The organism is Pandoraea iniqua (assembly GCF_902459685.1).
GTDB lineage: Bacteria > Pseudomonadota > Gammaproteobacteria > Burkholderiales > Burkholderiaceae > Pandoraea > Pandoraea iniqua.
Genome location: NZ_CABPSF010000003.1, coordinates 317,255 through 343,315, shown reverse-complemented (window position 1 = coordinate 343,315; position 26,061 = coordinate 317,255). Strand labels below are relative to the sequence as shown.

Sequence of the window (26,061 nt, the reverse complement as noted above, 5' to 3'; positions counted from 1 at the left end):
GATGGTATACAGAATACTGAAAAGGGTATTCCACGATGACAGATTCCACGGTCGACGCTCGCAGCGCCGGTACGTCCTCAGGATCGGGGGCCACGGATGCGCAGTGGCACCACGCCTCGATTTCCGCCGCTCAGGCAGCATTGGCGCGGCAAGACACCACCTCGACGGTGCTCGTCGCGGCCTGCGAAGCGGCATGGCATCGCGACAATCCTCGCCTGAACGCCGTGGTTGTCAGCGACTTCGACTGCGCTTATGCCGTGGCGCGCGAGCGCGACGCCGAACGCCGTGCTGGCAAGGTACGCGGGCCGCTCCACGGCGTGCCGTTCACGATCAAGGAATCATTCGACGTCGCGGGCTGGTCCACTACCGTTGGCGATCCGGCGTTCACGGGCAACGTCGCGACGCGTCACGCAACGGTCGTGCAGCGTCTCGAAGACGCCGGCGCCATCCTCCTCGGCAAGACCAATGTGCCGATCTGGCTGCGCGACTGGCAGAGCTATAACGAGGTTTACGGCACGACACGCAACCCGCACGACCTCACGCGCACACCGGGTGGTTCGTCGGGTGGCAGCGCCGCAGCGGTCTGTTCGGGCATGTCGTTCTTCGACGTAGGGTCGGATATCGGTTCATCGATCCGCAACCCGGCGCACTACTGCGGCATCTTCTCGCATAAGAGCACGCATGGTCTGGTTCCCCTCGATGGGCATGGCCTGCCGGGCGGCGCAATGTTTCCCGACATCAACGTTGCCGGTCCGCTCGCCCGTAGCGCAGACGACCTGCAATCGGTACTCTCCGCCATTGCTGGCCCTGCGGCTGACGCCGCCTGCGCCGTGCGTTTCGAGTTGCCGCGCTCCCGCGCCAAAGACCTCAGCGAGATTCGTTTCGGCGTTCTGCCCAATCACCCGGTCGCGGAAGTCGACACCGACGTGGAGCAATGCATCGTGGCGCTCGGGAAGGACCTTGAACGGCGCGGGGCACAGGTGCACTGGAACGCGAAACCGTCGCTGGATGCCGCCGAATTGCTGCGTGTCTACATGTTGCTGCTGCGCGCAGCGACCAGCGGCTATCTCGGCGAAGACGCCTTTGCCGCATCGGTCTCGTCCGCGGCGGAAGCCACTGCGGACGATCTCAGCTATGCGTCGCTCCAGCACGTGGGCGCCGTCATGCGGCACCGCGACTGGCTCAAGCTCCAACCGCTGCGCGAGCGCTTCGCCGCCGCGTGGCGTGCGCTGTTCGAACAGGTCGACGTGTTGCTATGCCCCGTGGCCGCAACCGCCGCATTCCCATTGAACGAACAGGGCGCGCCATGGCAGCGCACGCTCGACGTGAACGGGCGAGCACAACCCCTCACCACACAGCTTTTCTGGGCCGGGCACTCCGGCCTGTGCGGCTTGCCCTCGACCGTCGCCCCCGCAGGGCGCACGGCACAGGGGCTGCCAGTGGGCGTTCAGATCGTGGCTCCGCTGTATCACGACCTGCGCTCGATTCACGTAGCCAGATTGCTTGAAGCCGCCGGCTACACCTATCAACCACCGACCTGATGCACCGGAAATCTCACTCACTCCACAAAACCCACGATACCTAAGGAGGACACCGCAATGTCCTGGCTGAACTCACTGTCGAAGAACGAGAAGCGTGCCTTTGCGGGCACCTTCATCGGCCACACGGTCGACGTCTACGACTTCATGATCTATTCGTTTCTCATCCCGGTGCTACTGACGACCTGGAGCATGAGCAAGGCGACGGCAGGCAGTATCGTCACCTACACGCTGATTGCTTCGCTGGTCGGCGCCATCGGGGCAGGGCTGCTCGCCGACCGTTACGGCCGCGTGCGCATCCTGCGCTGGACCATCGCCTTGTTTGCGCTGGCCTGTTTTGCCTGCGGTCTCACCAACTCGCCCACGCAGCTGGCCGTGTTCCGCATCATTCAGGGCTTGGGCTTTGGCGGAGAGTCGTCGTTGTGCATGGTGCTCGTCATGGAGACCATTCGTAACCCGGCCCATCGCGGCAAGTTCTCGGGCTTCACCGCCAGCAGTTATTCGTTCGGCTGGGCGCTGGCTGCGATTGCCTATAGCGTGATCTTCAATTGGCTGCCGCCGGAATGGGCATGGCGTGTGTGTCTGTTCATCGGCGTAGCGCCCGCGCTGCTGGTGTTCTGGCTGCGCCGCAATCTCGAAGAGCCGGAGGCTTTTACCCGCACGCTCGCGGAACGTAGCAAGACAAGCCCGCTCAAGACGCTTCGCGGTGTATTCAGCGGCCCGCTGCTGGCGCGCACGTTCCTGTGCAGCCTGCTCTCAGGGGGCATGCTCGGCGCGTATTACGCCATTGCTACGTGGATGCCGACTTGGCTCAAGACGGAACGAGGCCTCTCGGTGACCGGCACCGGCATGTGGCTGGCGATCACCATTGTGGGCTCGATTGTGGGTTACGCCGTTGGCGCGTGGTGCACGGACAAGCTTGGCCGCCGGCCGACCTACATCCTGTTCGCGCTCGGGGCATTTGTGATGAGCATTGCGTACATGCTGATTCCGGCCCCCATGCCCGTCATGATGGTGCTCGGCTTCCTCATGGGCGTGTTGATGCAGGGCACCTTCGCGGGTGTGGCGGCCACCATTTCGGAGACGTATCCGCACGAGATTCGCGCAACGGGCTATGGCGTGGCTTACAACGCCGGACGTGTCATCGGCTCGTTCTTCCCGTTCATGGCAGGCTGGCTTGCCACCGGGCATACGACGCTCACACTGGCCATTCCGATCGTTGCTGCCGTGGGTTACGGCATGGTGATCGTCGCTGCATGGCTGCTGCCCGAGACCAACGGCATTGCGCTCGATGAGATCGAACCCGCTTACGCCGGCACGGCCGACACGGTAAATGCCACGTCGACACCCATGGCCCACGTTGTCCGCAACCGGACATAAAGCGGCCGGCTGACTTCCCCCGTGATCGCGGGATAGACCCCGCACAAGTAATTCACTGGATTGGCATTTTTCCAAAAACTGTATACAGTGTACCAAATGATGAATCGAAGCCCGGCATCCCCTGATGCGAAGGCTTATCCACTTGAAACCAAGGAGTCTGAAATGGCAGAGCTGATGGACCGCGAGACTTTCCGTGCGGCACTCGAAGAAGCAATCAAAGGCAAGAGCGCGAACAAGGCACCGTTCAGCGTGGCGTGGGCGAGCGGCAAGCTCTCGCGTGCGCACCTCGCTCGCTGGGCAGAAAACCACTACCACTATGTGGGGCCGTTTGCCGATTACCTCGGCTATCTGTACGCCCGCACGCCGGACCACATGACCGAGGCGAAAGACTTTCTGCTCGCCAACATGTACGAGGAGGAAATCGGGGGCGATCGCCACACCGACTTGCTGATCCGCTTTGCCGAAGCGTGCGGCACGACCCGTGAGCGCGTGGTCAACCCCGACAACATGTCGCCGACCACGCGCGGCCTGCAAAGCTGGTGCTACGCCGTCGCCATGCGCGAAGACCCGGTGGTCGCGGTTGCCGGGCTGGTCGTCGGGCTGGAGTCGCAGGTGCCGTCGATTTATCGCAAGCAGACGCCCACGCTGCGCGACACGTACAAGTTCACCGACGAGGAAGTCGAGTTCTTCGACCTGCACATCGTCTCGGACGAGATTCACGGCGAGCGCGGTTACCAGATCGTGCTGGAGAACGCGAACACGCCCGAATTGCAGCAACGCTGCCTGAAGATCTGCGAGATCGGTGCGCAAATGCGTCTGCTCTATACGACGGCGCTGTACTACGACTACGTCGAAAACGAAATTCCGCTGCCCGAACTGGGCCTTGCGGCTTAAGCGGCATCCGGCGACCCCGCGCCGTCGTGGCGCGGGTTTTCAAGCCCTTTTGCAGGACCGTTGCATTCATGACAACCGTTCCAACGTTTCTGAATTACATCGACGGCGAATGGTGTGCGAGCCGCTCGGGTGCCACCTTCGATAACGTCAATCCGGCCGACACGCGCGACGTGGTCGGTCAGTTTCAAGCCTCCGGCGAGGCTGACGCGCAAGCGGCCGTTCGTGCTGCTGCCGCCGCATTCGCCAGCTGGAAACGCCTCTCCCCGGGCGCACGCGCCAAGATTCTGTTGAGCGCCAGCGCCTATCTGGAACAGCACGCCGCCCGCTTTGGCGAAGAGCTCACGCGTGAGGAGGGCAAACAGAAGAGCCTCGCGACTGATGAGTTCATGCGGGCGGCCCAGACAATTCGTTATTACGCGATCGAAGCGCAGTCGTACGGCGGTGAGACGTTCCCTAACGATGACGCCGACATGACGGTCTATACCGTGCGCGAGCCGCTGGGCGTTGTCACAGTCATTTCGCCGTGGAACTTCCCCGTCTCGATTCCGGCGCGAAAGATTGCGCCGGCGCTGATCTGCGGGAACACCGTGGTATTCAAACCGGCCTCTGACGCACCGTTGAGCGGGTTGCGCCTGACCGAGGCCTTCGTGCAGGCCGGTATCCCCAAGGGCGTGCTGAACTTCGTCACGGGCAGTGCCAGCGCGGTGGGGCCGGTATTGGTCGGCGCGCGGGAAGTGAAAGCGATCTCGTTCACAGGATCGACCTCGGCGGGCGAACAGATCCACCGTGCGGCGTCGATGTCGACGCGTACTCAGATGGAACTCGGCGGTAAGAACCCGTTGATCGTGCTCGACGCGCAAGACATCGACCGTGCGGTCGATCTGACGGTGAAGGGCGGTTTTTCCCTCTCCGGGCAGGCATGCACCGGGACGAGCCGTGTGCTCGTTGCCCGGGAGATTCGCGCCGCGTTTGTCGAACGTCTCGTCGCCCGAACCGTTGCGCTCAAGATCGGCAACGGGCTGCAACCCGGCATCGATATCGGCCCGCTGGCCACGGCGGGGCAACTGCGCACGGTGCTCGACTACATCGAGATCGGCAAGCGCGAAGCGACGCTGGTTTGCGGCGGTGAGCAACTCACGCATGACGCCTACGCGCACGGCTATTTCGTCACCCCCGCCGTCTTTACCGATGTGCCGCGCGACGCCCGTATCGCAAGGGAAGAGATTTTCGGCCCGGTCATCGCCGTGATCGACGTCGACGGTTACGACGACGCGCTCGCGGTCGCCAACGATAGCGACTACGGTCTCGCGGCCTCGCTGGTGACTCAGGACGTCCGCCTGATGCATCGCTTCGCGAACGACATCGAAGCGGGCACCGTGAAGATCAATCGCACGACCACCGGCAATCTCGTCAACGCACCGTTCGGCGGTCTCAAGCAGTCGAGCACGGCCACGTTCCGTGAGTCGGGACGCGACGGGCTTGAGTTCTATCAGCAGATTAAGACGGTTTATCGCGGCGTCTGACGCCCGTTTTCTACGACATCTCTCATCAGCCATGAAGCCATTTTTCAAACTCGAACTTGCCGAAGCCCGGCACATGATTGCGGCCGCCGTTGCGCGCTCGCAGACCATCGGCGTTCTCGAATCGATCTGCGTGGTCGACGAAGGCGGGTTCCCGCTGGCGCTGGAGCGCATGGACGGCGGGCGTATTACCGGGCCGCAGATAGCATGGAATAAAGCCTTTACGGCCGCAGGTCATAAGCGCTCGACGCACCTGTTCACCACGCCGCCCAACGGGCCGGCACTGCCGGGCAACGAAGCGTTTGGCATTCAGTGGAGCTTCGAAGGGAAGTTTGCCGCCTTCGTCGGGGGATTCCCGATCGTGGTCGACAATCAGGTGGTGGGCGGCATCGGCCTGTCCGGTGGCAATGGCGAACAGGACACGCAGGCAGGGCTTGCCGGCCTCGCAGCGTTGCAGGACCTGCTTCGCCAGAGTGGACGGGAAGTGCTCGTTCAGGCCGACATCAAGCTTTGACGCAGGAGGCGCGCGTGAGCTATCGAATCACATGGATCGAAGCGCAGCAAAGCTTCGAGGCGGCGCCGGATGAAACCGTGCTTGAAGCGGCGCGGCGCGCTGGCGTTGTGCTGCCGTCCGAGTGCGAGTTTGGCGGTTGCGGCACCTGCCGCGTCAATGTGCGGCAGGGGCAAGTGCATTACGACGAGCATCCGCTCGCGTTGTCGCAAGAGGAAGCCGAGGCCGGTGACGCACTCCTGTGTCAGGCGCATGCACGCTCCGACCTCGCGATCAGTACCGAGCGGGTGCTCGCGGCGCCAGAACCGGCACGCCGCCGCAAGGCGAGGGTGCTGCACAAGGAATCGCTGACAGCGGACGTGACCCGTCTCGTGCTCACCTTCGCCGACGATGCGCCGTGGGGGTTCCGTCCCGGGCAGTACCTCAACGTGTTGTCGGGCGATACCGGGCCCCGGAGTTTTTCGATCGCATCCGCGCTTGATGCCGCTGGGGCAGACGGTGCGAATGCATCGAACTCGGTTGAACTGCATATCCGCAAGATCGAAGGGGGCCACTTCACTCAGACGCGTCTGAGCGCGCTTCGCCCCGGCGACACACTCGATGTCGAAGCGCCATTAGGCGGGTTCGGGTACCACGAGGACGACTACCGTCCCATCGTGATGGTCGCAACCGGCACCGGCATCGCACCGTTGCGCAGCATGCTCGCGGGAATGCTGGCCAGCGACGATACGCCACCGATCGATCTGTATTGGGGTGGTCGGACGCCGGCAGCGCTTTATCTGCATGACGAACTGACGCAACTCGCCCAGCAACATGAAGATTTCCGCTATGTGCCGGTGCTGTCGCGGCCCGACGGTACATGGCAGGGGGCGCGTGGGTATGTGCAGGACGCCGTGGTGTCAGATCATCCCGACCTGTCGGAACACGCCCTGTACCTGTGCGGTTCGCCGGTCATGATCGACGACGCGCGTCGGGCATTCATCGCCCAAGGGGCCAGCGTCCGCTATGTGTATGTCGACAGTTTCACGTTCCAGCATGTGCCGGTTGACGTCGCTGCGTGAGGGCATCGGGCAGGCAATGTTGTGTTGTAAAGTCATTATATAAACGGTATACAGTATACGTAATGAAGTTTGCGTCTCAGGAGGATGCATGCCAGTCGTCGTGTTTCGCAGGAACGGGCAAACGTACCGGGAAGAAGTGAAGGCCAATACCAATCTCGTCGTGCGTGCGGGCATCAAGCAGTTCCCATTCCCGCATTTGCGTTACGAGTGCGGCATGGGCAAATGCGCTCGCTGCGCCTGCCGGGTTTTGTCTGGTGAAGAACATTTGCCGGCGCCCAACTGGAAAGAGAAGAAGCAATTGGGCGATCGGCTCGACGCGGGTTTCCGGCTTGTCTGCCAGCTTTGGATCGAACACGACATTGAACTGGAGCAGGCCGATGACCTGCCGGCGGCGCTCTGATCGCAGCCCAGAGCAAGGTATCTGAACGAGGAAAGCGAATGTACATCGTATTGACGAGCCGGCCGGGCGAGTATCGCAGCGAGCCGACTACGGGCATCACCCCCGTCGAAACCCATGACTATTTCTACGGCACGCGGCATGTCGCGGCGTTTGTCGTCGCGAAGCTGGACGGTCAGGCACGCGTGAAGATTGTCGAAGAAGCCTCGCCGCACGGCGAAAATCTGGTGCCGACCAAGTTCTTCGAAAAGTTTGAAAGCGTGTCTGCTGCCGTGGCCTCGCTCGAAGGGCTGGTCGGGCACGATCACGCGCAAGCCCGGCTCAGTCGCCGGGAGCCGACGCCGCCGGTTGCTGCCACGGTGCAGATTACCTTTCTCAGCAATGGCAGCAAGTGCGTCGAGGCGCCGCCGAACAGCAATCTGTTGCGTGTGTCCTTGCGCGAGAAGGGGGGCATTCCGTTCAAGTGCGGCGGCGGGCTGTGCGGCACGTGTCGTTGCCGGGTCGAGATCGGCCGCGAACATACGGACGAAGTCAAACAGAAGGAGCGTCGTCATCTCAGCCCGGAAGACCTTGAGAACGGCTATCGGATGGCGTGCCAGACCTTTATCAACGGCGACGTGAGCGTGTCATGGTGAACGAGACGAACCGTTTGACCGAACCGTTTGGGGCACTGCCGCGTGAGCAACAACGCCAGATGCTGGATTTGGGGCCATGTTGGAACGACGACATCATTGCCCACCGCAAGGCGGTTATCGACTGCTATTCGCCGGTGCTTGCCGTCGCGCCGAAGAGTCCTCATGTCGAGCGGGATCTCGCTTACGGGACGCATCCTCGGCAAGTGCTCGATGTCTTCGCACCGGTCGTAGGGGCGGGGGCGAGCGACGCCGAAGGCTTGCGTGGTGCCGTGCTGTTCGTGCATGGCGGCGCGTTCGTTCGGGGTAACAAGAGTGTGAACGGCGAGATCTACGACAACGTCTGTCACTGGTTTGCGCGGCAAGGGTTCGTTGCCATCAATGTGGAATATCGGCTGGCCGACGATGCGCCTTGGCCGGGCGGCGCACAAGATACGGCGCAAGCGCTCGCATGGGTGCGTGAACACGCGGCGGAGTGGCGCATCGATCCCACCAGAATCTTTCTCATCGGCCATTCGGCGGGCGGCACCCATGCGGCCGGTTGCCTGTTCGATCCTGCGCTGACGCCGGCGGATGGCGAACGGCGCGCCGATGTCGCGGGGCTTATTCTGATCAGCGCCCGTTTGTTTGCCGACGTCGATCCCCGCAACCCCAATGCCAACCCGGTGCGCGCCTATTTCGGTACGGACGAGACGCAATACGCCGAACGGTCGCCGCTCACGCACGCGGCCCGTAACCCGGTGCCGACGATGATCGCCGTCGCCGAGTATGAAAACCGGTTTCTCGACGACTATGGGGCGGAATTCTTCCAGCGGCTATTGCGCAAACGAGGCGTCGCGCCACGGTTCGTGCAACTGCGCGGACATAACCACACGTCGATCGTGGCCCACTTCAACTCGGGCGAGGATTGGCTGGGACGCGAGATGCTGGCATTTATGGCATCGGTGCCATGCGGCGCCTGAACCCACAGGCAGACCCCGTATCGTGTACAGTCTACAAAATGCCGTGCGCTGCTAGAATGCTGCGCAATATCGTCGTAACGACAGGTTTGTGGAGATTGGAATTATGGTGCGGGGAGCCACAGGGGCAAACGGACGCGAGCCGATCATGCATCAGCAGTTGTCGGATCTGGTGATCAGCCGTTTGCGCGCATCGATTACCTCGGGAGAGTACAAGCCGGGGGACCGGCTGGTCGAAGGCCGGATTGCCGAAGAGCTCGATGTCTCGCGCGTTCCGGTGAGAGAGGCGCTGCGGGCATTGGCTGTTGAAGGACTCGTCGAGGTGCGGCCGCGCCATGGGGCGGTGGTCGCCTCGTTCGACCCGGCCTCAGCGCGCGAGCTTGTGCAGATTCGCGCCACGCTCGAAGGGCTCAATGCTCGTCTGGCTGCGGAGCGTTGCACGCCGGAATTGGTCAAGAAAATCGAGAAAGTCTTGCAGGAAGGCAACGCCAAAGTTGCCGCAGGCGAGACCGCCAGCCTGCTGGAGCTCAACGCCCGCTTTCACGATCTCCTATATACCGCCGGCGCCAACGCTATGCTCGCCGACCTCATGCGCTCGATGCGCGACCGCTCGCGCATGCTGTTCGTCAATGCCAACGACGAGGAAGTGCGCATCACATGGGAAGAGCACGCCGCAATCCTTAGGGCGGTTCAGTCCGGTGACGCGGCATTTGCGGCACTGCTCGCCGAGCGTCACGTTACGCGTGCGGCGCAGTACTATCTCGATCACATGGCGCGTTGATATTGCTATCCGAAAAAGAGAATTAAAAGATATTTCGGGTAATTAAAATTATCTCGTCGCCTGTTGGTGGCGGAAACGCTTGCCATCCAAATCTACGGCAACCTAGAATCGGCAATACCTAATATTCCTAAATAGCCAATTATTTAATTAGCTGTATTAATTAATTGGCTATGCCGGGTGCGTCTTTTCCCTTGTTTTTGTTTCGCTTCGGTGCAGTTTCGCGAGATGCCAGGCATCAGGGAGACACCGTCATGCTCGTCCAGACGCGCAGTATGTCCACCGGTTGGCCGTTTAAACCGTCCGTTATTACGCTGGCGAGTCTGCTGTGTGTGAGTCTTGCGGCGGGGCAAGCCAAAGCGCAGACATTGCCTGCGACTGCGCTGACTGTTGGCAACGGCAAGTCCCTGACGTACACCGACGGCAGCATGAACGTATCGACTGCGGTGCGTATTTCGGCATCCGGCGGCAATCAAGCATCCTTGACGTTTGCGCCGGCAAGCGCCATGTCGGTCACCAGCCCCACGAATACGGCGATTCAGGTCAGCGCGTCAGGGGCGGGGTCGGTGGCGAACTTCGTCATCAATTCGTCCAACGGCTACGGTGTCGCCATTGCCGGCGTCGGCACCTTCTCGTTCGGCGTGGTCGTCAGTGGAACCACGGGCGGTCTGGCGAGTGCGGATCTTGGTTCAGGCACGACGATCACCACCGGGGGCGGCTCGGGCGGCGCCGGGCTTTGGGCGACCACCGGCGGAACGATCACGGGCAACGCGGTCACGATCAACACGTCCGGTCCCTCGGCGCAGGGCGCCGGTGCGGTCGGCGGCGGCGCCATTGCGCTGACCAATTCGTCCATCACGACCACGGGGAGTAGCGCCTACGGATTATTGAACCGGGCCAGTCACGGGGCCTATGAAGGCACGGCGGCCTTGTCGTATCGCAACGGCACGATCACCACCAGCGGCGCTTCTGCACATGGCGTCGATGCCGAGGGCAATGGCGGCACCGTACTGCATAACACGATCATCGCCACGAGCGGCATCGGAGCGTACGGGATTCGTCTGGTCGACTCCGACTTCGGCAGCGTGTCCACAGGCAGCCCCGAAGTCACGATCACCTCCGACGCGGGCGGCACGCCGTCGACGGTCACGACTACGGGGGCCAACGCGCATGCGGCGATGCTGGTCAATCTCTTCGCGGGCGATACGGCACGCTTGAGCGCGTCGGGCACAACGTTCCATGCGCAAGGCACTGGCGCCTACGGTATGTATCTCACGGGCGTGCCGGGATCCGACGAGATCGTGTCGCTGGCCGGCTCAGTCGTTCGCAGTGACCAGTCGGATGCGATTCACGTCACCGGGCCCACGGGTACGATTTCGCTGACCTCGGGTTCGTCCCTGATTGCAGGGCCCGGCGCGGCGGCCCTCAATGTGAATGCGGACGGCACATCGGCCGGCAACGTGGCGTTTTCCGCCGACGCATCGACATTGACGGGAACGATCCTCGTCGACACGGTAAGTACGGCCCAAGTGGCACTGCGCAACGGCACGGTGTGGAACGTGACCGGCAACTCGAACATGACCACGCTGGAGAATACGGCAAGCACGATCAACGTGTTGCCGTCAGCAGCGCAGACGAGTGCTCCGACGTCGGCGGCGGCGTACACAAGCATCAGCACGTCGGGCAACTACACCGGCAACAACGGCACGCTGGCACTCAACACGTATCTCAACGCCGGGGGCGCACTATCCAACCAGTTCACCGACCGTCTGTTGATCGGGGGCAACGCCACGGGTACGACGCTAGTCGACGTCCGCCCGGTCGATGCGAGCCCCGGGCCCGTCGCGACGTATCAGGCCCATTTGACTCGCGGCTTGCTGGGCGCGCCGACGGTGCATCTGTTCTCCGCGACCGATGGCATCTCGCTCATTCAGGTGGCGGGTACGTCCACACAGAATGCGTTTGTGCTGAAGAACGGCTATGTGGCGGCGGAGAACCTGCCGTTCCAGTACCACCTGTACGCTTACGGACCGGGCTCAGAGTACGGCGCGGCCAGCCCCGGGCAATCGCTAGTCGGTGCGACAGGGACGTTCTGGGATTACCGACTTCAGGGCGCGTTTGTCGACCCGGGTGGCGAGGTCGATCCGATCGATCCGGGCGTACCGGAGCCGCTTCCACCCAATGCTCGCCCCGAAGTCGTGCCACAGGTGGCGGCCTACTTGAGCGCACCGGTAGCGCTGTTGTATGCCGGGCTGGTGGATATCGATACGCTGCATCGGCGGCTGGGCGAAATTCGCGACGACCGCGATCTTGGGCGGGACAAGGGCGACGGGGAAGCCTTCGTCCGTGTCTATGGCGGGCACTTCAACTACCGCAGCAACCGCACGTTCCAGCAGTACGGCTACAACGCGGACGGCGACTACAGCGCGGTGCAGTTCGGCGGCAATCTGTTCAAGCGCCGCAACGAGGACGGGCTCTGGCGTTTCGGGCTGGCGGGGGCCATCGGCTGGCTGCATTTCGAACCCGATGCGGTCGACGGGTACAGCAGCGCATCAGGCAACACCTATCGGGTATCGGGCTACGCGACCTACCAGAGCACGCAAGGATGGTATGTCGACAATGTCCTGTCGTTCGGCTGGTTCGATGGCCGGGTGAGTACGAATGCCTACGCCACTGCCTCGAACCTGAAGGGGCGCGATGTCGCGTTGTCGGTGGAGGCTGGGTATCCGGTCGGTATCGGTGCCGGGTTGCAGCTTGAACCGCAGGTGCAACTGGTCGGCCAGCACGTCGGGTTCAACAATCAGGTCGATGCCGACGATCTCGCTGTCAATATCGGCAGCCAGAATCAACTGCTCGGGCGCATCGGCATGCGGCTGACGCGCGCCTTCGACGTGGGCAAGGGGAGGGTGACGCCGTATTTCGCCGTCGACTATCTGCACGCGTTTACCGACGGGACGCATGTCACTGTCGGTGGCGTCGATTTCACCAGCGGCAAGCTGGGCGATGCCTTGCGTTTATCGATCGGCGCCAACGCCACCATGTCCGAGACGATGTCGCTCTATGGCCGCGCGTCGTGGTCCAAAGACATTGGCAATGCGGGCGTACGCGGCTGGCTGCTGAACGTGGGGGCAAGGTTTCTGTTCTGAGCCAGACGGTGAATTTGATCAGGCATGCAAATTATCGCCAAGGTCGCTAAGCTTGCATCTCTGCGCGACGCTCAGGAGACAGTCAACATGACGACCGAAAAAGTAAAAGGCCCCGCATCCTATTTCCCGTCTATCGAAAAGACGTACGGCAAACCGATCAGCCATTGGCTGGCGATTCTGGACGAGATGAAGGGCGTGAAGCACATGGAGCAGGTTGCCCGGCTCAAGTCGGAGCACGGATTAGGTCACGGGCACGCCAACGCGCTAGTGGCTTATCAACGGGCACAAGCCGCGTCGTGAGTTGATCCATTAATATTGGCGCTTACCCATCAACACACGACGCAGGGAATGGTATGAACCGAGACAATCAATGGCGGCTCGTGGCCGATCGATTCGGGTTTCCGGTCGACGACGAGATCAAAGTCGGAGGGAAATACACGCCGGTGCTCATCGATGGCGAGATGGCGTATGTCGCCGGACAGATCCCTAGAATTGGTGAAACGGTGCATTTCGTCGGCTGCGCCGGCGATACGATTTCGCTGGAAGACGCACGGCGGGCGACTGGCGTTTCTGCGCTGCGGGCGCTTTCATTGATCCACCGTGCGTGCGGCAGCCTCGACGCCATTGTCTCGGTCCCCCGCATTAGCGTCTTTGTCCGAAGCGCACCAGACTTCACGTTGCAAAGCGAAGTGGCCGATGGTGCTTCGGATGTCCTTTTTGAAGTCCTCGGAGAATCGGGTGTGCACACGCGCACATCGGTCGGCGTTCTTCAATTGCCCAAGGGCGCTGTCGCCGAAGTCGACTTCATCTTCAGAATTCGCCCGTCGCGCAACTAGGCACGACCTGTCGGATGCCATAAGCAAATCCATATCGGCACATAGCCAAGTGCGATCAGCACCGCACGCCGTCGCGCCCACAATGCAAGCAAGACGCGCATAGACGGGGGACGACAATGGATTCGGTGTATCTGGTGGTGATCTTGGGCACGATCGTGGCGGGCTTCATTCAAGGCTTGTCGGGCTTTGCCTTCGGGCTTGCTGCGATGTCGTTCTGGGCTTGGGTGCTCGATCCCCGGCTCGCCGCCACGTTGGCCGTCTTTGGCGCGCTGTCCGGACAGATTCTGGCCGCCGTCACGATGCGGCGCGGCGTTGACTTCAAGCGGCTGCTGCCATTCGTGCTGGGTGGTTTGCTGGGGATTCCGCTCGGCGTTGCGTTGCTGCCGCGACTCGATATGGATTGGTTCAAGGCCATCCTCGGGACGCTGCTCGTGATCTGGTGTCCGACGATGCTGCTGGCGAAAAACCTGCCGCGAATCTCGTCGGGCGGCCGCGCAGCAGATGCGCTGGTGGGGATGGCGGGCGGGGTGCTTGGCGGCATCGGCGGGTTTGCCGGCACGTTGCCGACATTGTGGTGCACGTTGCGTGGCGTCGACAAAGACGTGCAGCGCGCGGTGATTCAAAACTTCAACTTGTCGATGCTGCTGGTCACGATGGGCACCTATCTGGCCACCGGCATCGTCACACGCGACATGCTGCCGTTCTTCGGCATTGTCGCGCTCGCTATGCCCATCCCCACGCTGCTCGGCGCGAAACTCTATATCGGCATCAGCGAAGCCCGTTTTCGTCAGGTGGTGCTGGGTCTCTTGACGGCGTCGGGCGTGACGTTGCTGGCGTCGTCACTGCCAACGTTGCTGGCGCGGGCACTATAGCGATCCTAAAGCACAAACTATTGGTAATTAACGTCAGAAATCGGACATAAGACCCAAAATTTTGGGTCTTATCGAAACCGGTCTACAGACCCGGTTTGTGCCATTTACCTCACAGCAACGCTCCGCGCCAGATCACCCGCCCAACGATGTCCAGACGCTCGAGGGGTGCCTGTATCGGCGCGTACTGTGCGTTGTCGGACGTGAGCGAGACCATGCCGCCCAACTGCCGTTGAAGCCGTTTGATCAGCAAATCACTGCCGTCGCGCAGCACATAGACTTCGCCATCGGCGACGTTCGCCACCTGACGGTCGACGACAAGCGTGTCGCCCGCACGAAAGGTCGGCGACATGGCATTACCTTCCACGCGCATTGTGGCCAGATGCACGGGATCGTACCCGTGACGTGCCAGCCACTCCTGACAGAACGCCAGTTGCACAAGCTTTTCCGGGGAGGCTTCCGGCACAGGGCAATCCGGCTCGCCGCCGCGATAGAGCGGCAACAGCGTCAGATGGTTTTCCGGCCAGACGTCTCGTACCGCGCCCTCCATCGGGCCACGCCCGGTCATCAGCCATTCCAGCGTCACGCTGCCTGCTTGCGAGAGTGCAATGAGCACGCGTCTCGAAGGCTCGGCACCGTTCAGGTACTTCTGAAACCCACTCGCTGAAATGCCCGCCTGACGCACCAGTGCGCTCGCATTCCCGGCGCGTGCCACCAACAAACGCAGGCGCCCGATGAAATCGTCGTCGGTCTCGTGCGCCGACGCCACGGCCGCGGTTTCATCGATCTCCGCTTTCTGCACTTTCTCCGCTTTCGTCATGTGCCTCTCCCGTCGCAGTGCAGCGCTGGTATCCCGCTGCGACGATAACCATAGTGAAAAATATCATTAAGAGTGTTCGCTATCAGGCAATAGAATCACCCAATAGCGAATTTCGCGTTGCATGATGATAGCGCAATGGCGATGTTTCAACACACTCAGTTGATGAAGGAGAACACAAGTGGCCGCATTACGCATCGGCGTCCATCCGAACAATCTGCACCTGCAACTGGCCGCGCTGACGTGGCCGTTGCGCTGGCCGGAAATACTCCTGACCCCAGACGGATCGCCTGCCGTGCAGTTCGTGGCTTACAGGGAAGGGCGCGACACGGGGCGGTTGATTGCGGACAACGTCATCGATGTCGGTGGCACGGGTTCGACGCCCCCCGTGCTGGCCCAGCATGACGGTGTGCCACTCGTGTACGTCGCGGCTTCCGCACCGAGAGGCGGCAACGGCGCCATCGTCGTGCGGGCGGAGGACGGCCCGGCGAATGTGACCCGTCTCGTTGGCCGTCGCATCGCACTGCTCGATGGGTCATTTCACACATCGTTTCTTGCTGCCGCACTTGAACGTGAAGGCCTGTCGTTGCGCGATGTCGAACGTGTTGAACTGGCGCCTGCCGACGCCTACCGCGCGCTGAGCGATGGCCGGGTCGATGCGTGGATCGCCATGGCGCCGTGGCTTGAGCGCGTGCGTAACGAGCCGTCGCAATGGCGCGTGCTGACCGATATCGGCCCCTATGTGCCCAACCGCTCCGTGTTCTGGACTCACCGTGAGGCGTTTCACTTACACGCGGCGGCGCTGGATGCGGTGTTTGCCGCCTTGACGGCATTGGGCCACGACATCGCCCGCGACCCGGCGCCCTATGCAGAGCAACTGGCCGCAGCGGGCATCTCGGGCATCTCGGAAATCGACGCAGCCGCTTGGCAGTCGGCGCTGGCCGCCCGCGATTGGCGATTGCTGCCCTGCGACGCTGCGTTCTACGCCGAGCAGCAAGGCGAAGCCGATTTGTTGCACCGACACGGCGTCCTCTCGCACACGATCGATATCCAGCAGGCAGCCCCGCCTGTACCGCTGAACTTTTCAAGCGCTTCCCACGCGCACTGAATCTCCCATCCCTTGGCTTCACGAGTCTCGCAATGAATGTTTACTGGTATCTCACCGCCCCCGACGGCCACGCGCCGTGGACGACGGACGGCGCACGCACGATCAACTACCGCTACCTCCAGCAACTGGCTCGCGGCTACGACCACCTCGGCTTTACCGGCGCCTTGTTTGCCACGGGGGCACACGACGTCTGGGTACTTGGCGGCTCGCTGCTCTCCTATACGGAGGACATGAACTTTCTGCTGGCGATCCATCCGGGACTCATCCAGCCGACGTTGCTCGCCAAAATGGCGGCGACGTTTCAGGAGTTCTCAAAAGGGCGGTTGCTGCTCAACATCGTCTCAGGTGACGCCAAGATGCTGGGCGCATACGGCATGAAGATTGCGCACGACGAACGCTATCTGATGGCCGACGAATATCTGACGATCTTCAAGCGGCTATTCGCGGGCGAAACGGTGACGTATGAAGGCAAGTACTTCAGCGTCGAAGGCGCGAAGCTGGCGTTGCCCGCCGGCAAGTCGATCCCGATCCCGCCGTTGTGGTTCGGGGGTTCGTCCGAACCCGCCATCGAGGTCGCGGCCAAGCACGTCGATACCTATCTGTCGTGGGGAGAAACGCCGGATGAGATCGAACAGCGTGTGAGGCACGTCAATGCGCGTGCGGCCCACTACGGCCGGCGCCTGTCGCACGGCGTGCGGTTGTATGTGATTCTGCGAGATACCGATGAAGCCGCGTGGGCAGAGGCCGACCGCTTGCTCAGCTTGATGGATGACGACGCCATTGCCGCGAATCAGCGATTTGTCGGCGGCAGCGACTCCGTTGGGCAGCGGCGCATGAGCGCGCTGCACCAAGGCAAACGTCCCGCACGTGCCCGCGATCTCGAAATCGCCCCCAATCTCTGGTCGGGTCTCGGTCTGGTGCGGCCGGGGCCGGGCACCGCCATCGTCGGTTCGCCCGCTACCGTCGTCAAGACACTCAACGACTATGCGTCCCGGGGTATCGAGACATTCATTCTGTCTGGTATGCCGCTGCTCGAGGAGTCGTACCGCTTCGCCGAACAGGTGCTGCCGCATCTGCCCGTGCGCCGCCGCGAACCGGCCGAAAAGACCTTCACGTGGTCGACGTTGTTCGACCGCGATCCTGCCACGCTCACTACACCGCCGCAGGCCTGAGCACCACCTCGTTCATTTCAAACGGAATACATCATGAATTTCACTTTCGACGTACGCCGGGTCGTCCGACGTACGGGGGGACGTCTTGCCTTTGCCGCCACCGTCATTGCATCGGTGCTGGCTGCCGTATCGCTGCAGGTCAATGCGCAAGCGCGTGCCGACAGCATCACCTTGCGCATCGCGTATCTAAAAGGCACGTCCGATCTGACGCTGGCGAAAGCCAAGGGCTCGCTCGATAAGGCATTGGGCGGGCAGGGCGTCAAAGTGATCTGGGCAGGGCCATTTCCTGCGGCAGCGCCAGCGTTCGAAGCGCTCAACGCCAACGCCGTCGATCTGACGAGCGGCAGTTCCACCTCGTTCGTGACGTCGATTGCCGCCGGCGTGCCGATGGCAATCTTCGGCTACCAACCCATGACGGCCCGCAACGAGGCCATCGTGGTGCCGCGCGATTCGGCCATTCGTTCGCTGGCCGATCTGGCGGGCAAGCAGGTTGCTGTCAACAAGGGCGGCACCGGTGAATACCTGCTGGTGCGCGCACTGGTGAAGAACGGCATCGCGCCGGAGACCGTCAAGCGCCGCTATCTTTCGCCAAGCGACACCGGTAGCGCCTTCGTCGGCGGCGGTGTGGACGCCTGGGCGACTTGGGACCCGTTCCTCTCCATCGCGCAGAACAACTACAACGCCCGCGTGCTGGCCGACGGTGCCGCCATCGGCTCGGACAACTCCGTAGGCTACTTCGTCCGGCAGGACTACCTCAAAGCGCACCCCGATGTCGTGAAGTCGGTATTACGCGTGCTGCGCGAAGAGAACGTGTGGACTGCCGCACATCCGCGCGAGGCCGGACGTATCTGGGCGACGGAGCTGAATCTTCCGGCAGCCCTTGCCGACAAGCTTGGCGAGAACAACGTGTCGCCGCTGCGCGCCGTTCTCCCTGACGACGCTACGCGCATTGAGAAAGTCGCCCACTGGTACGTGGACAACCGGATCATTTCCGCGTTGCCCGACGTGCGAGCCCATGTCGTGACGTTGGCTGACTGACTTGAGCCAACCTCGTTGGACTGACCTCGTCGCAATTACCTCGTCGAACTGATCCCGACGTCTTCGCAATCGCACAAGCCGGCACCGATCGGCTCACTCAACATGACTACGCAAAACTACACGCTCGCTACCTCGCAGGCGGGGCCGGACTCGCCCATTCAAAACAAACGCCAGGCTTCTGTGGCATCCGTGGCCGTCGCAATGCTTGCTGTTGCGGCAGGCTTCACGTTGCCAACCGCCGCACACGCCCAATCGAGCGTGACGCTCTACGGCTTGCTCGACCTTTCGCTCGACTGGTCGCATTCGGGCAGCCAAAGCACGTATCGCATGCTCTCTGGCGCACAAACCGGGTCCCGCTTTGGCCTGAAGGGTTCCGAGGATATCGGCGGCGGCAACCGCATCAACTTCACACTGGAGAACGGTTTCAATCTGAACAACGGAACTGCGAGCGATTCCACGTCGATCTTCAACCGGCAAGCGTGGGTCGGCGCATCCGGTCGCTGGGGTGAGGTCCGCTTCGGACGTCAGAACTCACCGTTGTACGTGCCACTGGAAGGAAAATTCGACGCGACGGGTGCCTCGACCATCGCGTCCGGTCTGAACAGCTTCGCGACGTTGTCGGTGCGCGCAAGCAACGCCATCTACTACGGCACGCCCGATATTGCCGGCTTCTCGGCGCAGGCGATGCTCGGTTTGCGCGACAGCACGACGACGCCGCGCAGCGGCATCAACAACTATCACCTCACGGCGTCATACACGCGGGGGCCGGTCGATCTGGGTGTCGGCTATCAGTCGGTGGATAGCGCCACGAACGCGAGCACGCTCAAAGCCTTCTTCGGCGGTGGCTCTTATGACTTCGGCACGGTGCGTCTGTACGCGGGCTTTCATCACGCCCAACAGAGCGATGGCTCGGTGGACAAGAACGTATACACGGTCTCGGGGGCTTACCGATTCAACCCGGCGTCGACGCTGGCGCTTGTGTATAGCCACCTCGACGACCGGACGCCGGCCGCGCGCAACGCCGATCACTTGGGCCTGATGTATGCCTATTGGCTGTCGAAACGCACGTGGCTTTATGCAAGCGGGGCGGTGCTGCTCAACAAGGGCACGTCGGCCTACGCGCTGGCTGGGTCGACCACGCCGGGCGTTGCCGTAGCCTATCCGGGTGCCGACGCACAAGGCGTGCAGATCGGCGTTCAGCATCGGTTCTGAGATCCTTGATAGCAACGGGCCCCATGCCTTGACGGATGGGGCCCGTTGTCTCTACGGCTGACCGTGTTCAGGTGAGCTGTGTTTGGCTCAGAAGCCGAAATCAGCGCCCCCTGCGCCACCCGCACCGGGTTGCGCCGGTGCGCTTGCCTTCGGCGCTTCGACGATGGTCGCGTCGGTGGTGAGCAGCAAGCCGGCGACGGAAGCCGCGTTTTGCAACGCCGTGCGTGTGACCTTGGTCGGGTCCAGCACACCCAGCTCGACCAGATCGCCGTACTCGCCAATCGCGGCGTTATAACCGAAATTGCCGCTGCCCTGTGCCACCTTCGCGACGACGACGCTCGGCTCATCGCCGGCGTTGGCCACGATCTGGCGCAATGGTTCTTCCAGTGCACGCAGCACGATCTTGATACCGGCATCCTGATCGGCGTTGTCGCCGCGAACCTCCCGTACCTTGTCGCGCACGCGAATCAGTGCCACGCCACCGCCCGGCACAATGCCTTCTTCCACCGCCGCGCGCGTGGCATGCAGCGCGTCGTCGACGCGATCCTTCTTCTCCTTGACTTCGATTTCGGTGGCACCGCCGACTTTGATAACGGCCACACCGCCCGCCAGTTTGGCGACACGTTCTTGCAACTTCTCGCGATCGTAGTCGGACGTGGCTTCCTCGATCTGCACGCGAATCTGTTTGACGCGCGCCTGAATGTTCACCGCCTCGCCGGCGCCATCGATGACAGTCGTGTTTTCCTTGCCGACTTCAATGCGCTTGGCTTGCCCCAACTCGGCGAGCGTTGCCTTTTCCAGCGACAGACCGGTTTCTTCAGCGATCACCTGACCGCCCGTGAGAATCGCGATGTCTTCGAGCAATGCGCGACGGCGATCGCCGAAGCCCGGCGCCTTCACGGCGACCGTCTTGAGAATGCCGCGAATGTTGTTCACGACCAGCGTGGCGAGCGCTTCACCTTCCACGTCTTCCGCGATGATGAGCAGCGGGCGGCCGGCCTTGGCGACTTGCTCCAGCAACGGCAGCAGATCGCGGATATTGCTGATCTTCTTGTCGTGCAGCAGCACGAACGGCGATTCCAGCGCGGCAATCTGCTTGTCGGGTTCGTTGACGAAGTAGGGCGAGAGATAGCCGCGATCGAACTGGAGCCCTTCGACGACGTCCAGTTCATCGGCAAGCGTCTTGCCGTCCTCGACCGTGATCACGCCTTCCTTGCCCACGCGATCGATCGCTTCTGCGATGCGCTGACCGATCGATTCTTCACCGTTGGCCGAGATGGTGGCGACCTGTGCGATCTCCTTGCTGGTCGTCGTGGGCTTGCTGATGGCGCGCAAGGCTTCGACCGCCACACCGACCGCACGGTCGATACCGCGCTTCAGATCCAGTGGGTTCAGCCCGGCCGCTACGTATTTCTGGCCTTCGCGCACGATGGCCTGTGCCAGCACGGTCGCGGTCGTGGTGCCGTCGCCCGCGAGATCGCTGGTCTTCGACGCGACCTCCTTGACGAGTTGCGCGCCGATGTTTTGGAGCTTGTCGGCTAGCTCGATGTCCTTCGCGACGGATACGCCGTCCTTGGTGACGACCGGCGCGCCGAAACTACGTTCGAGCACGACGTTGCGTCCCTTCGGACCGAGGGTGACCTTCACGGCGTCGGCGAGGATGTTCACGCCCTCAACGAGCTTCGCGCGTGCGGCGTCGCGCAATACGATGTCTTTGGCTGCCATGGGTTGCGCCTTTTAAATAGGGAAATGAATGGGGAATTAGCGAGCGGCGACGACAGCGATGATGTCTTCTTCGCGCAGGACGAGCAGTTCGTTGCCGTCGACCTTGACGACCTGACCACCGTACTTTCCGAACAACACGCGGTCGCCGATCTTGACGTCCAACTCGATTGGGCGGCCATCTTTGTCGCGGCGGCCGGGACCCACGGCGAGCACTTCGCCTTGATCCGGTTTTTCTGCGGCGCTATCGGGCAACACGATGCCCGAGCTGGTCTTGGTCTCTTGATCGAGACGTTTGACGATGACGCGATCCTGTAAGGGACGAAGGCTCATGACGTTTCCTTTGGCTTCTGCCTGATCGTGGAGAGATAAGAAGTCGGTAGCGATTGGCACTCTCGATCACCGAGTGCCAGACTGGTTTGCAGTATAAAAATGACGACACGATGCAATCCAATAATCGATTCTCGGATCGATATCTCTACGAGGCATTAGCAGGCGGCAGGTCGCTGCATATCGCCGCATATCGTAATAGGTGCTTTAGAAATTCCATTGCCTTATCTGGCTTGCTGAAATCTACGCAGCCGATCAACAGATTGTTCATTTCGGTTCACGCTTCGCAGGCTGCCGAATCGACGCAACAGGTTTCATCGCACTGCGGCGACGCCAAGGCCCCCAAGAATGTCGTGCATCGTCAGCCACTTACGCTACATATCGGATGTGCATATGCATACCAGTTTTGCTTTGTAGCAGTGGCGTGCCGGTGAGGTTTTAATACCGTCTCGAGGCACGCGATTCAGATTCCAAGGAATTCTCGCTATGCCGTTTGGTGTTGTCAGCGAGGTGGTTTTCCTGATCGGATCATGAATAAAAAGTCATTGCGTCAATTCTCCCGGCGTCTCTCCCTTTCGGTGCTGTTGGCACTATCGTCTGCGCTGTCCGCGGTTTCGACGGCGCACGCGCAGCCGCTCAGAATCGGCACCAATCCCGGCATGCTCGGCGACTCTCTTGAAGTGGCCGCGCGTGAAGCAAGGAAGCAGGGCCTCGATGTGCGCATCGTGGAAATGACCGACTGGACGACGCCGAACGTTGCGCTGGCATCCGGCGATCTCGACCTCAACTACTTCCAGCACACGGCCTTTCTGGAAAACGAAATCCGGGAACGCGGCTACAAGTTCGCGAAAGCCGGCGTGGGTGTGCTGCCCAACATCGGCTTGTTCTCGTCGCGCATCAAACATCTGTCGGATTTGAAGAACGGCGGCACCGTCGCGCTCGCCAACGATCCGGTCAATCAAGGGCGCGGCCTGCAACTGCTGGCCCAAGCCGGGCTCATCACGCTCAAACCCGGCGTCGGCAGCAAGGCCACCCTGAACGACATCGTCACGAATCCCAAGAAACTCGCGATCAAGGAAATCGAAGGGCCGCAACTGGTGCGCGCACTCGATGACGTCGACGTCGCACAGGGCTATCCGGCGCGATTTGTCGCAGCCGGGCGGCCGGACATTGCCACCAGCGGGTTGCAGTACTCCACGATTGACGACGCGCAATACGCCATCGTCTTCGTGGCGCGGGCCGACAACGTGAACGATCCGCGCATCAGCAAGTTCATCCGTATCTACCAGCAATCACCTGCCGTACTCGCCAAGATCGACGAGCTGTATGTCGGCGACAAGCGGCTTTACAGCCTGCCGTGGCTGAAGAAATAAAAACATAAACCGTTCGCACTGAAGTCACTTTATCCACACGCCATCCGTTTCCGGAGCCACTTATGAAGCTGTCCCGCCTTTTGTTCGCCCCACTGGCCGCACTGGTCATGTTCAACGCGCACGCTGCCGACAAGCTGCGCATCGGTGTCATGGCCGGTGCCTATGGTGACTCGATCGCCGTCGCGGCGAAGGAAGCCAAACGTCAGGGCATCGACGTCGACGTGGTCGAGTTCACCGACTGGACCACGCCGAACATCGCCGTGGATGCGGGCGATCTGGACATCAACTACTTCCAGCACCAGCCGTTTCTGGACAACGCGATTCAGAAGAACGGCTTCAAGCTCGCCAGCGCGGGCACCGGCATTCTGGCCAACGTCGGCCTGTATTCGCTCAAGCACAAGACGGTGACCGAAGTGCCGCAAGGCGGCAAGGTCGGCATCGCCAACGATCCGGTCAATCAAGGGCGGGGTCTGCTGCTTTTGCAAAAGGTCGGCCTGATCAAGCTCAAGAACGGTGTGGGCTTCCTCGGCACGCTCAACGACATTACCGATAACCCGAAGAAGCTGCGCTTTGTCGAAGTGGAAGGGCCGCAACTGGTCCGTATCACCGGCGACGTCGATATCGCGCAGGGCTACCCGCACTTCATCGTGTCGTCCAAGGCGTTCGATCCGTCCAGCGGGCTCGCCTATTCGGGCATTGAAGATTCGCGCTTTGCCATCCAGTTCGTGGTGAAGGCAAACCGCACGCAAGACCCGGTGGTGCAGAAATTCATTCGCATCTATCAGAACTCCGATGCCGTGAAGACCACGATCTACCACGCGTTCAACGACGACAAGCGTCTGTACACGCTGGCTTGGGTCAAGCCGTGACACGTCACGCCATGATGCCTCAGACGTTGCAGATTGCCGCCAGCCAAGGAGAGTCAAGATGGGCGTAACCGTTGCAGCAAGGCAACCGCGGGTGAGCCCTGCGGAGCGGGAGGCGGGGGCGCATGCGCCGTCGTCCGTCCCCGCCCACGCGCCCGCGTCGAGTCGCGAGAAGGGGGCCGTCGCCTTTCGCGATGTGGCCAAGACCTATCTCTCCGCTGCGGGCCCGGTCGCCGCGCTGGAAGCCATTACGCTCGACATCGCGCCGGGCAGCATCTTCGGCATCATCGGGCGAAGCGGCGCCGGTAAATCCAGCCTGTTGCGCACCGTCAACCGGCTGGAGCGGCCGAGCAGTGGACAGGTGCTGGTCGACGGCACCGATATCGCCACGCTGGACGACGCCCAACTGGTGACGTTGCGCCGTCGCATCGGCATGATCTTCCAGCACTTCAACCTGCTGTCGGCCAAAACTGTCTTCGACAACGTGGCGCTGCCGCTGCAAGTGGCCGGCGTACCGCGAGCGCAAATCGAAGCGCGCGTGCACGAGCTGCTGACACTGGTTGGGTTGGCAGAGAAGGCCCGTACGTACCCCGGCCGTCTTTCGGGCGGGCAGAAACAGCGCGTCGGCATTGCCCGGGCGCTGGCAACCGGCCCTGAGATTCTGCTGTGCGACGAGGCAACCTCAGCGCTCGACCCCGAAACCACGCAGTCCATCCTGCAACTGCTGCGCGACATCAACCGGCAGTTGGGCATCACCGTCATTCTGATCACGCACGAAATGAGCGTGATCCGCGAGATCGCCGACAAGGTGCTGGTGTTGGAGAAGGGGCGGATTGCCGAGTTGGGCGACGTCTGGCAGGTGTTCGGCATGCCGCAGCATCCGGCAACCCGGGCACTGCTCGCGCCGTTGCAACACGGCCTGCCGGACGACCTTCAGCAGGCGTTGCTGCCCGAGCCGCCGGCCGGGCGTCACGCGCAGATCCTGCAATTCACCTATCGCGGTGCCGACGGCCTTGAGCCTGACTTTCCGCGCATCGCCCGCGCGTTGCAGGGCGACGTGCGTCTGCTGCACGGCGGCGTGGACCGCATTCAGGGACACGCGCAGGGGCAACTGCTGATCGCGCTGAGAAACACCGTCACCCCGCGCAACTCGGCGGATTGGGAAACACTGACGCAGGGGCCCGAGGCCGTTGCGCATGACATCAAGGTACTGGGATATGTCGCTGACGCTGTCCATCCCCATTGAAAGATACGGCAACGCGCTGATCGACACGTTGATGATGGTCGGTGTCTCCGGAGGCATTGCCTTTATCGCGGGCGTTCCGCTGGCGGTGCTGCTGATTGTCACGGCGCCCGGCGGGTTTCTCGCGTGGCCGCGCGTCAACCGGGTGGTCGGCAGTGTGATCAACGGGTTCCGCGCGACGCCGTTCATCGTCTTGCTGGTGGCGCTGATTCCGTTCACGCGGCTTGTCACGGGTACCACCATCGGCGTGTGGGCCGCCATCGTGCCGCTCGCCGTCAGTGCGACCCCGTTTTTTGCCCGCATCGTGGAGGTCTCGCTGCGCGAGGTCGATCCCGGTCTGATCGAGGCCGCGCAGGCGATGGGCTGCAAGAAGTGGGACATCGTGCGCCACGTCTACTTGCCGGAAGCTCTGCCGGGGGTAATCGGGGGTTTCACCATCACGCTGGTGGCGCTGATCAGCGCGTCGGCCATGGCGGGTGCCGTGGGCGCAGGCGGGTTGGGGGACCTTGCGATTCGCTACGGCTACCAGCGTTTCGATACGCAGGTGATGTTGATCGTGATCGCGGCACTGATCGTGCTGGTGAGCGTGGTTCAGGTCATTGGCGATCGATACGCCCATTGGTTGCGCAGCCGGTAAGACGACACCCGCGTGCGATCTC

At 62.0% G+C, this 26,061-nt stretch carries 25 protein-coding genes; 22 read left to right on the top strand and 3 right to left on the bottom strand.

The genetic code is table 11. The annotated features are described in order from the left end of the window. Nucleotides 1-35: 35 nt before the first annotated feature. From PIN31009_RS12515 to PIN31009_RS12445, 14 genes are all read left to right on the top strand, one after another. Nucleotides 36-1,541 (top strand): amidase, encoded by a 1,506-nt coding sequence (locus tag PIN31009_RS12515; RefSeq protein ID WP_150790471.1) that lies wholly within the window; start codon nucleotides 36-38, stop codon nucleotides 1,539-1,541. Between the two features lie 57 nt (nucleotides 1,542-1,598). Next, complete coding sequence (locus tag PIN31009_RS12510) at nucleotides 1,599-2,918, top strand: MFS transporter (RefSeq protein WP_150790470.1); 1,320 nt, start codon at nucleotides 1,599-1,601, stop codon at nucleotides 2,916-2,918. 162 nt (nucleotides 2,919-3,080) lie between these two features. Further along, nucleotides 3,081-3,812: an iron-containing redox enzyme family protein gene (locus PIN31009_RS12505; protein ID WP_058378638.1), complete on the top strand. Its 732-nt coding sequence runs from the start codon at nucleotides 3,081-3,083 to the stop codon at nucleotides 3,810-3,812. A gap of 68 nt (nucleotides 3,813-3,880) precedes the next feature. Continuing rightward, complete coding sequence (locus tag PIN31009_RS12500; RefSeq protein ID WP_150790469.1) at nucleotides 3,881-5,335, top strand: aldehyde dehydrogenase family protein; 1,455 nt, start codon at nucleotides 3,881-3,883, stop codon at nucleotides 5,333-5,335. A gap of 31 nt (nucleotides 5,336-5,366) precedes the next feature. After that, nucleotides 5,367-5,846, top strand: a complete 480-nt coding sequence (locus tag PIN31009_RS12495) for a GlcG/HbpS family heme-binding protein (RefSeq protein WP_150790468.1) — start codon at nucleotides 5,367-5,369, stop codon at nucleotides 5,844-5,846. A gap of 14 nt (nucleotides 5,847-5,860) precedes the next feature. After that, the gene (locus tag PIN31009_RS12490) at nucleotides 5,861-6,904 is read left to right on the top strand and encodes a 2Fe-2S iron-sulfur cluster-binding protein (protein ID WP_150790467.1); all 1,044 of its coding nucleotides are present in this window, start codon (nucleotides 5,861-5,863) and stop codon (nucleotides 6,902-6,904) included. An 88-nt stretch (nucleotides 6,905-6,992) separates the two neighbouring features. Beyond that, nucleotides 6,993-7,304 carry a 2Fe-2S iron-sulfur cluster-binding protein gene (locus PIN31009_RS12485; RefSeq protein WP_058378641.1) on the top strand — a complete coding sequence of 104 codons (312 nt, stop codon included), beginning with the start codon at nucleotides 6,993-6,995 and terminating at the stop codon, nucleotides 7,302-7,304. A 356-nt stretch (nucleotides 7,305-7,660) separates the two neighbouring features. Continuing rightward, nucleotides 7,661-7,936, top strand: coding sequence for a 2Fe-2S iron-sulfur cluster-binding protein (locus PIN31009_RS12475; protein ID WP_087687964.1), 276 nt, complete (start codon nucleotides 7,661-7,663; stop codon nucleotides 7,934-7,936). 14 nt (nucleotides 7,937-7,950) lie between these two features. Beyond that, entirely contained in the window at nucleotides 7,951-8,895 is a 945-nt protein-coding gene (locus tag PIN31009_RS12470) for an alpha/beta hydrolase (protein WP_343039033.1), read from the top strand. 103 nt (nucleotides 8,896-8,998) lie between these two features. After that, entirely contained in the window at nucleotides 8,999-9,673 is a 675-nt protein-coding gene (locus PIN31009_RS12465) for a GntR family transcriptional regulator (RefSeq protein WP_150790465.1), read from the top strand. A 251-nt stretch (nucleotides 9,674-9,924) separates the two neighbouring features. After that, nucleotides 9,925-12,816: an autotransporter family protein gene (locus PIN31009_RS12460; protein ID WP_174997141.1), complete on the top strand. Its 2,892-nt coding sequence runs from the start codon at nucleotides 9,925-9,927 to the stop codon at nucleotides 12,814-12,816. Nucleotides 12,817-12,903: 87 nt separating this feature from the next. Continuing rightward, entirely contained in the window at nucleotides 12,904-13,116 is a 213-nt protein-coding gene (locus PIN31009_RS12455; protein WP_058380283.1) for a DUF4287 domain-containing protein, read from the top strand. Nucleotides 13,117-13,169: 53 nt separating this feature from the next. After that, nucleotides 13,170-13,652: a RidA family protein gene (locus tag PIN31009_RS12450; protein ID WP_150790463.1), complete on the top strand. Its 483-nt coding sequence runs from the start codon at nucleotides 13,170-13,172 to the stop codon at nucleotides 13,650-13,652. A gap of 116 nt (nucleotides 13,653-13,768) precedes the next feature. Further along, on the top strand, nucleotides 13,769-14,524 hold the full coding sequence (locus PIN31009_RS12445) for a sulfite exporter TauE/SafE family protein (protein WP_150790462.1): 756 nt from the start codon (nucleotides 13,769-13,771) through the stop codon (nucleotides 14,522-14,524). 109 nt (nucleotides 14,525-14,633) lie between these two features. On the opposite strand, the gene PIN31009_RS12440 is transcribed toward PIN31009_RS12445, so the two are convergent. Then, complete coding sequence (locus PIN31009_RS12440) at nucleotides 14,634-15,341, bottom strand: LexA family transcriptional regulator (RefSeq protein ID WP_150685368.1); 708 nt, start codon at nucleotides 15,339-15,341, stop codon at nucleotides 14,634-14,636. A 178-nt stretch (nucleotides 15,342-15,519) separates the two neighbouring features. On the opposite strand from PIN31009_RS12440, the gene PIN31009_RS12435 reads away from it, so the two are divergent. The 4 genes from PIN31009_RS12435 to PIN31009_RS12420 all read left to right on the top strand — a co-directional run bounded on the left by PIN31009_RS12435 (nucleotide 15,520) and on the right by PIN31009_RS12420 (nucleotide 19,868). Then, complete coding sequence (locus PIN31009_RS12435; RefSeq protein ID WP_150790461.1) at nucleotides 15,520-16,446, top strand: ABC transporter substrate-binding protein; 927 nt, start codon at nucleotides 15,520-15,522, stop codon at nucleotides 16,444-16,446. 32 nt (nucleotides 16,447-16,478) lie between these two features. Next, nucleotides 16,479-17,618 (top strand): LLM class flavin-dependent oxidoreductase, encoded by a 1,140-nt coding sequence (locus PIN31009_RS12430; protein WP_150685370.1) that lies wholly within the window; start codon nucleotides 16,479-16,481, stop codon nucleotides 17,616-17,618. A gap of 33 nt (nucleotides 17,619-17,651) precedes the next feature. Beyond that, the gene (locus PIN31009_RS12425; RefSeq protein WP_150790460.1) at nucleotides 17,652-18,656 is read left to right on the top strand and encodes an aliphatic sulfonate ABC transporter substrate-binding protein; all 1,005 of its coding nucleotides are present in this window, start codon (nucleotides 17,652-17,654) and stop codon (nucleotides 18,654-18,656) included. Nucleotides 18,657-18,758: 102 nt separating this feature from the next. Further along, nucleotides 18,759-19,868, top strand: a complete 1,110-nt coding sequence (locus tag PIN31009_RS12420; protein ID WP_150790459.1) for a porin — start codon at nucleotides 18,759-18,761, stop codon at nucleotides 19,866-19,868. 87 nt (nucleotides 19,869-19,955) lie between these two features. Here PIN31009_RS12420 and groL read toward each other — a convergent pair whose 3' ends face one another. Together groL and PIN31009_RS12410 are read right to left on the bottom strand one after the other, a co-directional pair. Then, on the bottom strand, nucleotides 19,956-21,593 hold the full coding sequence (gene groL / locus PIN31009_RS12415) for a chaperonin GroEL (protein ID WP_150790458.1): 1,638 nt from the start codon (nucleotides 21,591-21,593) through the stop codon (nucleotides 19,956-19,958). A 36-nt stretch (nucleotides 21,594-21,629) separates the two neighbouring features. Then, nucleotides 21,630-21,923 carry a co-chaperone GroES gene (locus tag PIN31009_RS12410; RefSeq protein ID WP_150790457.1) on the bottom strand — a complete coding sequence of 98 codons (294 nt, stop codon included), beginning with the start codon at nucleotides 21,921-21,923 and terminating at the stop codon, nucleotides 21,630-21,632. A gap of 527 nt (nucleotides 21,924-22,450) precedes the next feature. On the opposite strand from PIN31009_RS12410, the gene PIN31009_RS12405 reads away from it, so the two are divergent. The 4 genes from PIN31009_RS12405 (at nucleotide 22,451) to PIN31009_RS12390 (ending at nucleotide 26,039) form a co-directional block, all read left to right on the top strand. Further along, entirely contained in the window at nucleotides 22,451-23,293 is an 843-nt protein-coding gene (locus PIN31009_RS12405) for a MetQ/NlpA family ABC transporter substrate-binding protein (RefSeq protein WP_150790456.1), read from the top strand. Between the two features lie 62 nt (nucleotides 23,294-23,355). Then, complete coding sequence (locus PIN31009_RS12400) at nucleotides 23,356-24,162, top strand: MetQ/NlpA family ABC transporter substrate-binding protein (RefSeq protein ID WP_150790455.1); 807 nt, start codon at nucleotides 23,356-23,358, stop codon at nucleotides 24,160-24,162. A 58-nt stretch (nucleotides 24,163-24,220) separates the two neighbouring features. Continuing rightward, entirely contained in the window at nucleotides 24,221-25,405 is a 1,185-nt protein-coding gene (locus PIN31009_RS12395; protein ID WP_150790454.1) for a methionine ABC transporter ATP-binding protein, read from the top strand. Continuing rightward, entirely contained in the window at nucleotides 25,377-26,039 is a 663-nt protein-coding gene (locus PIN31009_RS12390) for a methionine ABC transporter permease (RefSeq protein WP_150790876.1), read from the top strand. The genes PIN31009_RS12395 and PIN31009_RS12390 overlap by 29 nt, the downstream gene beginning before the upstream one ends. The last annotated feature ends 22 nt before the right edge of the window (nucleotides 26,040-26,061 follow it).

What these genes read in the sequence shown, in the direction of transcription:
- PIN31009_RS12515 (WP_150790471.1), top strand. Translation starts at nt 36, where the DNA reads ATGACAGATTCCACGGTCGACGCTCGCAGCGCCGGTACGTCCTCAGGA.
- PIN31009_RS12510 (WP_150790470.1), top strand. Translation starts at nt 1,599, where the DNA reads ATGTCCTGGCTGAACTCACTGTCGAAGAACGAGAAGCGTGCCTTTGCG.
- PIN31009_RS12505 (WP_058378638.1), top strand. Translation starts at nt 3,081, where the DNA reads ATGGCAGAGCTGATGGACCGCGAGACTTTCCGTGCGGCACTCGAAGAA.
- PIN31009_RS12500 (WP_150790469.1), top strand. Translation starts at nt 3,881, where the DNA reads ATGACAACCGTTCCAACGTTTCTGAATTACATCGACGGCGAATGGTGT.
- PIN31009_RS12495 (WP_150790468.1), top strand. Translation starts at nt 5,367, where the DNA reads ATGAAGCCATTTTTCAAACTCGAACTTGCCGAAGCCCGGCACATGATT.
- PIN31009_RS12485 (WP_058378641.1), top strand. Translation starts at nt 6,993, where the DNA reads ATGCCAGTCGTCGTGTTTCGCAGGAACGGGCAAACGTACCGGGAAGAA.
- PIN31009_RS12465 (WP_150790465.1), top strand. Translation starts at nt 8,999, where the DNA reads ATGGTGCGGGGAGCCACAGGGGCAAACGGACGCGAGCCGATCATGCAT.
- PIN31009_RS12460 (WP_174997141.1), top strand. Translation starts at nt 9,925, where the DNA reads ATGCTCGTCCAGACGCGCAGTATGTCCACCGGTTGGCCGTTTAAACCG.
- PIN31009_RS12455 (WP_058380283.1), top strand. Translation starts at nt 12,904, where the DNA reads ATGACGACCGAAAAAGTAAAAGGCCCCGCATCCTATTTCCCGTCTATC.
- PIN31009_RS12450 (WP_150790463.1), top strand. Translation starts at nt 13,170, where the DNA reads ATGAACCGAGACAATCAATGGCGGCTCGTGGCCGATCGATTCGGGTTT.
- PIN31009_RS12445 (WP_150790462.1), top strand. Translation starts at nt 13,769, where the DNA reads ATGGATTCGGTGTATCTGGTGGTGATCTTGGGCACGATCGTGGCGGGC.
- PIN31009_RS12440 (WP_150685368.1), bottom strand. Translation starts at nt 15,341, where the DNA reads ATGACGAAAGCGGAGAAAGTGCAGAAAGCGGAGATCGATGAAACCGCG.
- PIN31009_RS12430 (WP_150685370.1), top strand. Translation starts at nt 16,479, where the DNA reads ATGAATGTTTACTGGTATCTCACCGCCCCCGACGGCCACGCGCCGTGG.
- PIN31009_RS12425 (WP_150790460.1), top strand. Translation starts at nt 17,652, where the DNA reads ATGAATTTCACTTTCGACGTACGCCGGGTCGTCCGACGTACGGGGGGA.
- PIN31009_RS12420 (WP_150790459.1), top strand. Translation starts at nt 18,759, where the DNA reads ATGACTACGCAAAACTACACGCTCGCTACCTCGCAGGCGGGGCCGGAC.
- groL (WP_150790458.1), bottom strand. Translation starts at nt 21,593, where the DNA reads ATGGCAGCCAAAGACATCGTATTGCGCGACGCCGCACGCGCGAAGCTC.
- PIN31009_RS12410 (WP_150790457.1), bottom strand. Translation starts at nt 21,923, where the DNA reads ATGAGCCTTCGTCCCTTACAGGATCGCGTCATCGTCAAACGTCTCGAT.
- PIN31009_RS12405 (WP_150790456.1), top strand. Translation starts at nt 22,451, where the DNA reads ATGAATAAAAAGTCATTGCGTCAATTCTCCCGGCGTCTCTCCCTTTCG.
- PIN31009_RS12400 (WP_150790455.1), top strand. Translation starts at nt 23,356, where the DNA reads ATGAAGCTGTCCCGCCTTTTGTTCGCCCCACTGGCCGCACTGGTCATG.
- PIN31009_RS12395 (WP_150790454.1), top strand. Translation starts at nt 24,221, where the DNA reads ATGGGCGTAACCGTTGCAGCAAGGCAACCGCGGGTGAGCCCTGCGGAG.
- PIN31009_RS12390 (WP_150790876.1), top strand. Translation starts at nt 25,377, where the DNA reads ATGTCGCTGACGCTGTCCATCCCCATTGAAAGATACGGCAACGCGCTG.